Raw genomic sequence first — 9,738 nt, 5'->3', positions numbered from 1 at the left:
GAGCTTATCCCCCTCACTTCTCGTCGACGACGCGAACGAGGTGCTGGACCGACCGGATCATGCCGCGAACAGCTGGGGTATCTTCCAGCGTGCGAACCCGGTGCATCTTGTTGAGGCCCAGGCCGATGAGCGTCTGACGCTGTACGGCCGGACGGCGAATGGGGCTACCGATCTGCTCGACGGTAACCGTCTTCGCAGCGTTTTCTTTCTTAGCCATCTGTCAGCTCCCTTATTCTTCGGAAGCAGCGCCGGAGGAAACACGACGAGCCTGGAGCGTGGCGTACTTCATGCCGCGCTGAGCTGCGATGTCCTTCGGGTGCATCTGGTTCTTGAGGGCGTCGAACGTTGCGCGAACCATGTTGTACGGGTTCGACGAACCGGTCGACTTAGCGACGACGTCGTGAACGCCGAGCGTTTCGAAAACGGCGCGCATCGGGCCACCAGCGATGATACCGGTACCGGCCTTGGCTGAACGCAGCAGCACCTTGCCGGCGCCGTGACGGCCGTGAACGTCGTGATGCAGGGTACGACCACCACGCAGCGGGACGAAGATCAGATCGCGCTTGGCGGCTTCCGTTGCCTTGCGGATGGCTTCCGGCACTTCGCGCGCCTTGCCATGACCGAAGCCAACGCGGCCCTTCTGGTCGCCAACGACGACGAGAGCTGCGAAACCGAAACGACGACCGCCCTTCACCACCTTGGCGACGCGGTTAATTGCTACGAGCTTATCGACAAATTCGCTGTCGCGCTCTTCGCGGTTCTGGCGATCTTCGCGAGAACCCCTTCTTTCCTGTGCCATTGTCCTTTTCCTTTTTCTTTTCCGGGTGCAATCGGCAGATTGACAAAAGTCGCCCCCGTCCTGTGGATCGGAAGCGACCGGAAACTTATGAGGGTTCCAGGCGGGCGCAAGGCCCGCCTGGCAACCGATCAGAAGTTCAGACCACCTTCACGTGCAGCTTCGGCCAAAGCCTTGATGCGACCATGATAGATGAAGGCGCCACGATCAAAGACAACGTCCTTGACGCCAGCCTTTACGGCGCGCTCAGCGATGAGCTTGCCGACGGCAGCAGCAGCTGCCGCGTCAGCGCCCGTCTTCAAAGACGAACGCAGATCGGTGTCGAGCGTGGAGGCAGACGCAAGCGTCTTGCCGGCCACGTCGTCGATAACCTGTACGTAGATGTTCTTCGACGAGCGATGAACCGACAGGCGCGGACGGCCATTCGCGACCGCCTTGATTTGACGGCGCACGCGGTTGGCGCGACGCACAAGAGTATCTTTCCTGCTAGCCATTTCGCGTGATCCTTACTTCTTCTTGCCTTCTTTGCGGACAATCCGCTCGCCGGCATACTTGACGCCCTTGCCCTTGTAGGGCTCGGGGCCGCGGTATTCGCGGATTTCCGCTGCAACCTGGCCGACCTGCTGCTTGTTGATGCCGGAGACGACGATTTCCGTCGGCTTCGGTACAGCGATCGTGATGCCTTCCGGCGTCTGGTAGACCACGTCGTGGCTGAAACCGAGTGCCAGCTGCAAGTTCTTGCCCTGCAGCGAAGCGCGGTAACCAACGCCGTTGATTTCGAGCTTGCGCTCGTAACCGTCCTTAACACCCTTCAGGATGTTCTCGATCATCGTGCGGGACATGCCCCACTTGGAACGAGCATCCTTGCTCTGGTTGAGCGGCTGTACAACAACCGCGTTGTCTTCGAGCGCTACCGATACTTCGTCGTTTGCAACAAAGAACAGTTCGCCCTTAGGGCCCTTCGCCGTTACCTTCTGGCCATCAACGCTTGCCGTGACGCCTGCAGGAACTTGAACGGGCTTTTTACCGATACGAGACATTTTTATACCTGTCTGTTCGCTATGGAGATCATGTTACGTCTTAGAAGACGGAGCAAAGAATCTCGCCACCAACATTCTGTTCGCGTGCCTGATGATCGGCCATCACACCCTTCGGAGTCGAAAGGATGGTGATGCCGAGGCCGTTCGCGACCTGCGGAATGGACTTAACCGAGACATAAACTCGGCGGCCCGGCTTGGAAACGCGTCCGATCTCACGGATTACGGAAGCGCCTTCGTAGTACTTCAGTTCGATGTTCAGCTCGGCCTTGCCGTTGCCAAATACGACTTCAGAGTATCCACGGATGTAGCCTTCAGCCTGAAGGACATCCAGAACACGTGCGCGGAGCTTCGAAGCCGGCGTGGAAACGCTCGACTTGCGGCGTGCCGCGCCGTTACGGATACGGGTGAGCATATCGCCCAGCGGATCAGTCATTGCCATGTGCCCGTCTCCTTACCAGCTCGACTTGACAATACCCGGCACGCGGCCGGAATTGCCCAGTTCGCGAAGCGCAATACGCGACATGCGAAGTTTACGATAGTAGGCGCGCGGACGGCCCGTAACTTCACAACGGTTGCGGATGCGGGTCTTGGATCCATCACGCGGCAGTTCAGCCAGCTTGATGGTTGCCTTGAACCGCTCTTCGATCGGCAGAGACTGGTTCATGATGATTGCCTTCAGAGCGGCGCGCTTAGAGGCTTGCCCGGCAACCAGTTTGCGGCGGCGCTTGTTCTTTTCAACTGCGCTCGTTTTCGCCATAACAGTTATCCTTCTTTACGCTTGTCGTTACGGATTACTGACGGAACGGGAAGTTGAACTCTGTGAGCAGAGCGCGTGCTTCGTCGTCGTTAGTAGCCGTCGTGCAAACGATGATGTCCATGCCCCACATCTGATCAACCTTGTCGTAGTTGATCTCAGGGAACACAATGTGCTCCTTGACGCCCATGGCGAAGTTGCCACGGCCATCGAAGGACTTCGGGTTGAGGCCACGGAAGTCGCGAACACGCGGAAGAGCGATGTTCACGAGACGATCCAGGAACTCATACATCCGAACGCCGCGCAGGGTAACCTTGGCACCAATCGGCATGCCTTCGCGCAGCTTGAAGCCAGCGATGGAGTTGCGAGCGCGGGTGATTACCGGCTTCTGACCAGCAATCGCAGCGAGGTCGGCAGCTGCGACGGTCGGCTTCTTGGAGTCGCCGGTCGATTCGCCAACACCCATGTTGATGACGATCTTGTCGAGGCGCGGGATCTGCATTTCGTTGGCGTAGGAGAACTTCTCCTGCATAGCCGCACGAATACGCTCGACATATTCCTTCTTGAGCCGGGGCTCATAAGCGGACTTAGCCATCGATCACTACTCCCGAACGCTTGGCCACGCGGACCTTCTTGTCACCGTCGATCTTGAAGCCGACGCGGGTCGGCTTGCCGTCCTTCGGATCGGCAATCGCGATGTTCGAAAGATGGATCGAGGCTTCCTTGTTGATGATGCCGGCTTCCTGGCTCTGGGTCTGGCGCTGGTGACGCTTCACCATGTTCACGCCACGCACTACAGCCCGATCTTCCTTCGGCATAACCTGTACGACTTCGCCGGTACGGCCCTTGTCCTTACCGGTGAGAACGACGACCTTGTCGCCTTTACGAATCTTTTGCATCTCTCAACGCTCCCTTAGAGTACTTCCGGAGCCAGCGAGATGATCTTCATGTGGTTCTTGGCGCGAAGTTCGCGCGGAACCGGTCCGAAGATACGGGTGCCGATCGGCTCTTTCTTGTTATCGATAAGAACGGCTGCGTTTGTGTCAAAACGAATGACGCTGCCATCCGCACGGCGGATGTCTTTCGCGGTGCGAACGACAACAGCCTTCATGACATCACCCTTCTTCACGCGGCCGCGCGGAATGGCTTCCTTGATCGAAACGACAATGATGTCGCCGATCGACGCGTACTTACGCTTGGAGCCGCCCAGCACCTTGATGCACATGACACGACGTGCGCCGGAATTATCCGCCACGTCGAGGTTTGTTTGCATCTGAATCATGTCAGGTCGCCTTCTTGTTGTTACCAGGCCGGTTGGGTCTAGACCCCCTCGCCCGGCTTATTGTGCCTATCTCAAAGCAAAAGAACGCCCGGACTCGAGCGTTCCTCTACTTCAATTGCGTGCTTCATACAGATATTTGCCCAAGACGCAAGGGTCTCGCGGTCAAATCCCGTAGAAATCAAGCCTGGGCGGCAACCACCGTCCAGCGCTTATCCTTGGAGATCGGCGCGCATTCCTCGATGGAAACAACGTCACCAACCTTGTACTGGTTGTTTTCGTCGTGCGCCTTGTACTTCTTCGAACGGCGGACGGTCTTCTGGAGAATCGGGTGCGCAAAGCGGCGCTCGACTCTGACGACGACGGTCTTGTCGTTCTTGTCGCTGACGACTGTGCCCTGCAGAATGCGTTTCGGCATATTTTGTGGTCCTTAGGCCTTGGCTTCTGCCGCCTTCTGGCGGGCAATTGTTTTGACGCGTGCGATGTCCTTACGGACTTCGTCAATACGCGACGACTTTTCGAGCTGGCCGGTTGCCTTCTGGAAACGCAGATTGAACTGCTCTTTCTTCAGCTTGGCAAGCTCTTCGTTGAGTTGATCGGCGCTCAGAGCGCGAACATCTGCGGCTTTCATGAGATTCACTCCTTACTCTGCGATACGCTGCACGAAGCGCGTCTTGACAGAGAGCTTGGCAGCACCAAGACGAAGTGCCTCACGGGCGAGTTCTTCGCTGACACCATCGATCTCGAACATCATACGACCAGGCTTGACCTTGCATGCCCAGTATTCAACCGAGCCCTTACCCTTACCCATGCGGACTTCGGTAGGCTTGGCGGTGACCGGAACGTCAGGGAACACACGGATCCAGACGCGGCCGGCACGCTTCATATGGCGGGTGATCGCGCGGCGGGCCGCTTCGATCTCGCGCGCATTGACGCGGTTTGGTTCTTGAGCCTTCAGGCCGAATTCACCAAAGGAAAGATCAGATCCGCCCTTGGCTACGCCCTTGATGCGGCCCTTGAATTGCTTGCGATACTTCGTACGCTTTGGCTGCAACATTTTTTTAATTCTCCGATATTGGCTGCCACGCGCGCATGTTACGCGTTTTCGCGACGACGGTCTCTGCTGCTGCCGCCCTGGTTGTCACTCTCGATCGCGCGACGCTCGGAAGCCATCGGATCGTGCTCAAGGATCTCGCCCTTGAAGATCCAGACCTTGATGCCGCAGATACCGAAAGCGGTTTGAGCTTCAGACGTACCGTAGTCGATGTCCGCACGCAGAGTGTGCAGCGGAACGCGACCTTCGCGGTACCATTCGGTACGAGCGATTTCGGCACCACCGAGACGACCGGCGCAGGTGATCTTAATGCCTTCGGCGCCAAGACGCATGGCCGACTGAACAGCGCGCTTCATCGCACGGCGGAAAGCCACGCGGCGCTCGAGCTGCTGAGCGATCGACTGGGCAACGAGCGTTGCGTCAACTTCCGGCTTGCGCACTTCAACGATGTTGAGGTGGGTTTCGGAGTTGGTCATCTCGGAAAGCTTCTTGCGGAGCTTTTCGATGTCTGCGCCCTTCTTGCCGATGATCAGGCCCGGACGAGCCGAGTGGATCGTTACGCGGCACTTCTTGTGCGGACGCTCGATCACGACCTTGGCAATGCCAGCGGCCTTCAGCTCTTCCATCAGGTAAGCGCGGATCTTCAGGTCTTCGTGAAGAAGCTGACCGTATTCCGCGTTATCAGCGAACCAACGGCTATCCCAGGTCCGGTTGATGCCGAGACGGAAACCGATCGGATTAATCTTCTGGCCCATTATGCGGCCTCCCCTTTGGCTTCCACTTCACGAACGACGATCGTCAAGTGAGAGAACGGCTTTTCAACACGCGATGCACGGCCGCGACCACGAGCGTGGAAGCGCTTCATCACAATCGACTTGCCAACATACGCCTCAGCGACGATGAGCGAATCAACGTCGAGGTCGTGGTTGTTCTCAGCGTTTGCGATCGCGGATTCAAGCGTCTTCTTGACCGTTTCCGAGATCCGCTTGCGCGAGAACTCGAGTTCGGCCAGAGCGCGCTCGACCTTCTTGCCGCGGATCATCGCTGCAACCAGGTTGAGCTTCTGGGGGCTGACGCGGATCGTGCGCGCAATTGCCTGCGCTTCATTATCCTTCAGCCGGCGTTCGGCTTTTGCCTTGCCCATTGTTACTTCCTCTTTGCCTTCTTGTCCGCACCATGACCGTAATAGGTCCGGGTCGGAGAGAATTCACCGAACTTGTGTCCGACCATTTCTTCTGACACCGAAACGGGAACATGCTTGTTGCCGTTGTAGACGCCGAAGGTGAGACCCACGAACTGCGGAAGGATCGTGGAGCGACGGCTCCACATTTTGATCACTTCGTTACGACCGCCGTCACGAACCTTCTCAGCCTTCTTGAGAAGATAGCCGTCAACAAACGGACCTTTCCATACTGAACGAGCCACTTGAGACTTCCTCTCTTACTTCTTGCGCTGGTGACGCGACCGCATGATGAACTTGTCGGTCGACTTGTTGGAGCGCGTCCGCTTGCCCTTCGTCGGCTTGCCCCAAGGGGTAACCGGGTGGCGACCACCGGACGTACGGCCTTCACCACCGCCGTGCGGGTGGTCAACCGGGTTCATGACGACGCCGCGAACGTGCGGCTTCTTACCGCGCCAGCGCGAACGACCAGCCTTACCGTCATTGATGTTGCCGTGATCGGGGTTCGATACAGCACCGATGGATGCGAGGCAAGAGCCGTGCACGAGGCGCTGTTCACCCGAGTTCAGGCGAAGGATTGCCATGCCCTGGTCACGACCAACGAGCTGCGCGTAGGTACCGGCCGAGCGAGCCAGCTGGCCGCCCTTACCCGGCTTCATTTCCACGTTGTGGATGATGGAGCCGACCGGGATGAACTGCAGCGGCATGGTGTTGCCGGGCTTGACGTCGACTGCTGCCTTTTCCGAAGCGATCACCTTGTCGCCGGCAGCGAGACGCTGCGGAGCGAGGATGTAGGCCTGTTCGCCATCGGCGTAGGTTACCAGCGCGATGAACGCGGTGCGGTTCGGGTCATATTCCAGACGCTCGACGGTGCCTTCTACGTCGAACTTGCGACGCTTGAAGTCGACCAGACGGTAGGTCCGCTTGTGACCGCCGCCCTGGAAGCGAACGGTGATACGGCCGAGGTTGTTGCGACCGCCCTTGGAGTGCAGACCTTCGGTCAGCGCCTTTACCGGCTTGCCCTTGTAGAGGCCGGACCGGTCAACGATGACCAGCTGGCGCTGGCTCGGGGTCGTCGGATTGAAACTTTTCAATGCCATTTTATTGTTCCCTTTTGGGTTTTTACCCTAATGGGCCTATCCGTTAGAGACCGGTGGAGACGTCGATGGACTGACCGTCGGCGAGCGTGATGATCGCCTTCTTCACGTCCTTCTGCTTTCCGGTAAAGCCGCGGAACCGCTTGGTCTTGCCCTTGCGGACGAGCGTGTTCACGGCCGTAACCTTGACGCCGAACAGAGCTTCGACAGCAGCCTTGATTTCAGGCTTCGAAGCACCCTTGGCGACGTTGAAGACGATCTGGTTCTGTTCGGAAACCAGCGTCGACTTTTCAGTGATCGAGGGAGACACGATCACGTCGTAGTGGCGAAGATCCGTCATTTGAACCGCTCCTCCAGAGCTTCCACGGCAGCCTTGGAAAGCACGAGCTTGCCACGGCGCAGAATGTCGTAAACGTTGATGCCCTGAACCGGCAGAACGTCCACATTCGGGATGTTCTGAGCGGCGAGCTTGAAGTTGTTCTCGATTTCAGCGCCGCCGATGATCAGAGCATTGGTCAGACCGAGCGAGGCGAATACGCCAGCCAGGGTCTTCGTCTTTGCTTCTGCGGCAACGAGATCATCGAGAACGATGATGTTTTCAGCCTTCAGCTTGGCAGACAGAGCGTGGCGAAGGCCGAGTGCACGAACCTTCTTCGGCAGGTCATGGGCGTGGCTGCGAACAACCGGGCCATGAGCCTTACCACCGCCACGGAACTGTGGAGCACGAGCGGAGTGGTGGCGGGCGCGGCCCGTACCCTTCTGCTTGTACATCTTGGCGCCGGTGCGCGAAACTTCCGCGCGGCCCTTGGCCTTGTGTGTGCCCTGCTGCTTCTTAGCGAGCTGCCAGCGAACGACGCGGGCGATGATGTCTTCACGGGGTTCGAGACCGAAAATGGCGTCCGAAAGGGAAACCTTTCCCGCGTCCTTGCCCTCGAGGGTTTTGACGGTGAGATCCATTATTCGGCTCCCTTACTTCGATGCTTCGGCGCGCACGGCCGCGGGGCGCGGTGCGCCTTCCGGGGTGCCCGACTTGATGGCGTCACGAACGACGATCCAGGCACCCTTGGAGCCGGGGACAGCGCCCTTGACCAGGATCAGACCGCGGTCTTCATCGGTCGATACGACTTCGAGGTTCTGCGTGGTGACGCGCGTCTGGCCCATGTGACCAGCCATGCGCTTGCCCTTCCAGACGCGGCCCGGATCCTGGTTGGAACCGGTCGAACCATGCGAACGGTGCGATACGGAAACGCCGTGCGTTGCACGCAGACCGCCGAAGTTGTGGCGCTTGATGGCGCCGGCAAAGCCCTTACCGATCGTGGTACCGGTGACGTCGACGAGCTGGCCCGCAACGAAATGGTTGGCGGTCAGTTCGGAGCCGATGTCGATCAGATTGTCCGCGGAAACGCGGAATTCGACGAGCTTCGCCTTCGGTTCGACGTTGGCGGCAGCAAAGTGGCCGCGCATCGCCTTCGGCGTGTTCTTGACCTTGGCAGTGCCGGCGCCCAACTGGACAGCGGTATAGCCGTTCTTGTCGTCCGTGCGCTGGGCTACCACCTGGCAGTTTTCCAGCCGCAATACTGTTACCGGGATATGCTCGCCGGCGTCGTTGTAGACGCGCGTCATTCCCACTTTCTGTGCAATCACACCTGAACGCATCGGTTCATTCCTCTTGAGAGTTAACGTCGGGGCGAACCCCTTCGCATCTCTTGTTTAAGGTCTCCCTCTGATCCTTGCGGAACGCCGGGTCGCCCGTTTCTGGAAGCCGTTGGACCGAAGCCCACGTACCTTCCTTGTTATTAAAGCTTAATTTCCACGTCGACGCCGGCAGCGAGGTCGAGCTTCATCAGCGCGTCAACGGTCTGCGGAGTCGGATCTACGATATCGAGAAGGCGCTTGTGGGTACGCATTTCGAACTGTTCGCGGCTCTTCTTGTCGACGTGCGGCGAACGGTTGACCGTAAATTTTTCAATGCGCGTCGGCAGCGGTACTGGACCGCGCACGCTGGCACCGGTGCGCTTGGCCGTCGAGACGATTTCGCGTGTCGAGGCATCGAGGATCCGGTGATCAAACGCCTTGAGGCGGATGCGGATGTTCTGGCCGTTCATACGACTTATCCTTGTTCATGTTAGTTGCGGTTTCCGTGGAGAAACGCGCATTGAACTTCGTTTGATGTTCGGCCAGTCCGCTAATTTTTCAAAGATCGGAGGGACAAGGTTTCCCCTGCCCCTTCCTATTTGAGCGGCCGTGGCCGGCCTGTACTTTCGCGATCGCACTATGCCGACGCACCATGCAAATCACGCTTGCGCGCCATTTGCACTATTTCGGCGTCGTCGGCAAGCCGTGCGACCAACTAAATCATGCTGGGCGGCTATGTCCGAGGCGCATAACAATGCGCCTCGCCTCATTCCGCCCGTTCGCCGATTACTCGACGATCGAAGCGACGATGCCGGCGCCGACGGTACGGCCACCTTCGCGGATAGCGAAGCGCAGCTTTTCTTCCATCGCGATCGGAACGATCAGCTCAACGGCAACCGTGAC

Annotated in this window: 20 protein-coding genes and 1 pseudogene; all 21 read right to left on the bottom strand. The window is 58.4% G+C overall.

Annotated features, from left to right (window positions below; translation table 11 throughout):
- Positions 1–13: 13 nt before the first annotated feature.
- Complete coding sequence (rpmD, locus tag ASD03_RS27400; RefSeq protein ID WP_025426681.1) at positions 14–217, bottom strand: 50S ribosomal protein L30; 204 nt, start codon at positions 215–217, stop codon at positions 14–16.
- A 12-nt stretch (positions 218–229) separates the two neighbouring features.
- A complete protein-coding gene (gene rpsE / locus ASD03_RS27395) occupies positions 230–799 on the bottom strand; it encodes a 30S ribosomal protein S5 (protein ID WP_025426680.1) in 570 nt (189 codons plus the stop codon).
- 128 nt (positions 800–927) lie between these two features.
- Positions 928–1,290: a 50S ribosomal protein L18 gene (gene rplR / locus ASD03_RS27390; RefSeq protein WP_025426679.1), complete on the bottom strand. Its 363-nt coding sequence runs from the start codon at positions 1,288–1,290 to the stop codon at positions 928–930.
- Between the two features lie 12 nt (positions 1,291–1,302).
- A complete protein-coding gene (rplF, locus tag ASD03_RS27385) occupies positions 1,303–1,836 on the bottom strand; it encodes a 50S ribosomal protein L6 (protein ID WP_025426678.1) in 534 nt (177 codons plus the stop codon).
- Between the two features lie 40 nt (positions 1,837–1,876).
- On the bottom strand, positions 1,877–2,275 hold the full coding sequence (gene rpsH / locus ASD03_RS27380) for a 30S ribosomal protein S8 (RefSeq protein WP_025426677.1): 399 nt from the start codon (positions 2,273–2,275) through the stop codon (positions 1,877–1,879).
- Between the two features lie 12 nt (positions 2,276–2,287).
- Entirely contained in the window at positions 2,288–2,593 is a 306-nt protein-coding gene (gene rpsN / locus ASD03_RS27375; RefSeq protein ID WP_025426676.1) for a 30S ribosomal protein S14, read from the bottom strand.
- Positions 2,594–2,627: 34 nt separating this feature from the next.
- Positions 2,628–3,185 (bottom strand): 50S ribosomal protein L5, encoded by a 558-nt coding sequence (gene rplE, locus ASD03_RS27370; RefSeq protein ID WP_025426675.1) that lies wholly within the window; start codon positions 3,183–3,185, stop codon positions 2,628–2,630.
- Entirely contained in the window at positions 3,178–3,489 is a 312-nt protein-coding gene (rplX, locus tag ASD03_RS27365; protein ID WP_025426674.1) for a 50S ribosomal protein L24, read from the bottom strand. Before rplX ends, rplE begins: the two co-directional genes overlap by 8 nt.
- 14 nt (positions 3,490–3,503) lie before the next feature.
- Positions 3,504–3,872 carry a 50S ribosomal protein L14 gene (gene rplN / locus ASD03_RS27360; RefSeq protein WP_003536525.1) on the bottom strand — a complete coding sequence of 123 codons (369 nt, stop codon included), beginning with the start codon at positions 3,870–3,872 and terminating at the stop codon, positions 3,504–3,506.
- Positions 3,873–4,050: 178 nt separating this feature from the next.
- Positions 4,051–4,287 (bottom strand): 30S ribosomal protein S17, encoded by a 237-nt coding sequence (gene rpsQ / locus ASD03_RS27355; RefSeq protein ID WP_025426673.1) that lies wholly within the window; start codon positions 4,285–4,287, stop codon positions 4,051–4,053.
- 12 nt (positions 4,288–4,299) lie between these two features.
- Positions 4,300–4,500 (bottom strand): 50S ribosomal protein L29, encoded by a 201-nt coding sequence (rpmC, locus tag ASD03_RS27350; RefSeq protein WP_025426672.1) that lies wholly within the window; start codon positions 4,498–4,500, stop codon positions 4,300–4,302.
- A gap of 12 nt (positions 4,501–4,512) precedes the next feature.
- Complete coding sequence (rplP, locus tag ASD03_RS27345; protein WP_025426671.1) at positions 4,513–4,926, bottom strand: 50S ribosomal protein L16; 414 nt, start codon at positions 4,924–4,926, stop codon at positions 4,513–4,515.
- A 38-nt stretch (positions 4,927–4,964) separates the two neighbouring features.
- Entirely contained in the window at positions 4,965–5,678 is a 714-nt protein-coding gene (gene rpsC, locus ASD03_RS27340) for a 30S ribosomal protein S3 (protein ID WP_025426670.1), read from the bottom strand.
- A complete protein-coding gene (gene rplV / locus ASD03_RS27335; RefSeq protein ID WP_025426669.1) occupies positions 5,678–6,067 on the bottom strand; it encodes a 50S ribosomal protein L22 in 390 nt (129 codons plus the stop codon). The genes rpsC and rplV overlap by 1 nt, the downstream gene beginning before the upstream one ends.
- A gap of 2 nt (positions 6,068–6,069) precedes the next feature.
- The gene (gene rpsS / locus ASD03_RS27330; protein ID WP_025426668.1) at positions 6,070–6,348 is read right to left on the bottom strand and encodes a 30S ribosomal protein S19; all 279 of its coding nucleotides are present in this window, start codon (positions 6,346–6,348) and stop codon (positions 6,070–6,072) included.
- 15 nt (positions 6,349–6,363) lie between these two features.
- Positions 6,364–7,203, bottom strand: coding sequence for a 50S ribosomal protein L2 (rplB, locus tag ASD03_RS27325; protein ID WP_025426667.1), 840 nt, complete (start codon positions 7,201–7,203; stop codon positions 6,364–6,366).
- Between the two features lie 43 nt (positions 7,204–7,246).
- Positions 7,247–7,540 carry a 50S ribosomal protein L23 gene (locus ASD03_RS27320; protein ID WP_025426666.1) on the bottom strand — a complete coding sequence of 98 codons (294 nt, stop codon included), beginning with the start codon at positions 7,538–7,540 and terminating at the stop codon, positions 7,247–7,249.
- Positions 7,537–8,157, bottom strand: a complete 621-nt coding sequence (gene rplD / locus ASD03_RS27315; RefSeq protein ID WP_025426665.1) for a 50S ribosomal protein L4 — start codon at positions 8,155–8,157, stop codon at positions 7,537–7,539. Before rplD ends, ASD03_RS27320 begins: the two co-directional genes overlap by 4 nt.
- 12 nt (positions 8,158–8,169) lie before the next feature.
- Entirely contained in the window at positions 8,170–8,856 is a 687-nt protein-coding gene (gene rplC / locus ASD03_RS27310; RefSeq protein WP_025426664.1) for a 50S ribosomal protein L3, read from the bottom strand.
- Between the two features lie 140 nt (positions 8,857–8,996).
- Positions 8,997–9,305 (bottom strand): 30S ribosomal protein S10, encoded by a 309-nt coding sequence (gene rpsJ / locus ASD03_RS27305; RefSeq protein ID WP_003507767.1) that lies wholly within the window; start codon positions 9,303–9,305, stop codon positions 8,997–8,999.
- A 316-nt stretch (positions 9,306–9,621) separates the two neighbouring features.
- Positions 9,622–9,738: pseudogene (tuf, locus tag ASD03_RS38240) on the bottom strand (elongation factor Tu); the annotation flags it as partial.

Origin of the sequence: Ensifer sp. Root127, assembly GCF_001425225.1 — a bacterium.
Taxonomy (GTDB): Bacteria; Pseudomonadota; Alphaproteobacteria; order Rhizobiales; family Rhizobiaceae; genus Ensifer; species Ensifer canadensis.
Note: the sequence above shows the minus strand (reverse complement) of the source record. Positions and strands in the feature narration are given on the sequence as shown.

Excerpts from the sequence above, each read along its gene's own strand:
- rpmD (WP_025426681.1), bottom strand. The coding sequence starts at position 217 with ATGGCTAAGAAAGAAAACGCTGCGAAGACGGTTACCGTCGAGCAGATC.
- rpsE (WP_025426680.1), bottom strand. The coding sequence starts at position 799 with ATGGCACAGGAAAGAAGGGGTTCTCGCGAAGATCGCCAGAACCGCGAA.
- rplR (WP_025426679.1), bottom strand. The coding sequence starts at position 1,290 with ATGGCTAGCAGGAAAGATACTCTTGTGCGTCGCGCCAACCGCGTGCGC.
- rplF (WP_025426678.1), bottom strand. The coding sequence starts at position 1,836 with ATGTCTCGTATCGGTAAAAAGCCCGTTCAAGTTCCTGCAGGCGTCACG.
- rpsH (WP_025426677.1), bottom strand. The coding sequence starts at position 2,275 with ATGGCAATGACTGATCCGCTGGGCGATATGCTCACCCGTATCCGTAAC.
- rpsN (WP_025426676.1), bottom strand. The coding sequence starts at position 2,593 with ATGGCGAAAACGAGCGCAGTTGAAAAGAACAAGCGCCGCCGCAAACTG.
- rplE (WP_025426675.1), bottom strand. The coding sequence starts at position 3,185 with ATGGCTAAGTCCGCTTATGAGCCCCGGCTCAAGAAGGAATATGTCGAG.
- rplX (WP_025426674.1), bottom strand. The coding sequence starts at position 3,489 with ATGCAAAAGATTCGTAAAGGCGACAAGGTCGTCGTTCTCACCGGTAAG.
- rplN (WP_003536525.1), bottom strand. The coding sequence starts at position 3,872 with ATGATTCAGATGCAAACAAACCTCGACGTGGCGGATAATTCCGGCGCA.
- rpsQ (WP_025426673.1), bottom strand. The coding sequence starts at position 4,287 with ATGCCGAAACGCATTCTGCAGGGCACAGTCGTCAGCGACAAGAACGAC.
- rpmC (WP_025426672.1), bottom strand. The coding sequence starts at position 4,500 with ATGAAAGCCGCAGATGTTCGCGCTCTGAGCGCCGATCAACTCAACGAA.
- rplP (WP_025426671.1), bottom strand. The coding sequence starts at position 4,926 with ATGTTGCAGCCAAAGCGTACGAAGTATCGCAAGCAATTCAAGGGCCGC.
- rpsC (WP_025426670.1), bottom strand. The coding sequence starts at position 5,678 with ATGGGCCAGAAGATTAATCCGATCGGTTTCCGTCTCGGCATCAACCGG.
- rplV (WP_025426669.1), bottom strand. The coding sequence starts at position 6,067 with ATGGGCAAGGCAAAAGCCGAACGCCGGCTGAAGGATAATGAAGCGCAG.
- rplB (WP_025426667.1), bottom strand. The coding sequence starts at position 7,203 with ATGGCATTGAAAAGTTTCAATCCGACGACCCCGAGCCAGCGCCAGCTG.
- ASD03_RS27320 (WP_025426666.1), bottom strand. The coding sequence starts at position 7,540 with ATGACGGATCTTCGCCACTACGACGTGATCGTGTCTCCCTCGATCACT.
- rplD (WP_025426665.1), bottom strand. The coding sequence starts at position 8,157 with ATGGATCTCACCGTCAAAACCCTCGAGGGCAAGGACGCGGGAAAGGTT.
- rplC (WP_025426664.1), bottom strand. The coding sequence starts at position 8,856 with ATGCGTTCAGGTGTGATTGCACAGAAAGTGGGAATGACGCGCGTCTAC.
- rpsJ (WP_003507767.1), bottom strand. The coding sequence starts at position 9,305 with ATGAACGGCCAGAACATCCGCATCCGCCTCAAGGCGTTTGATCACCGG.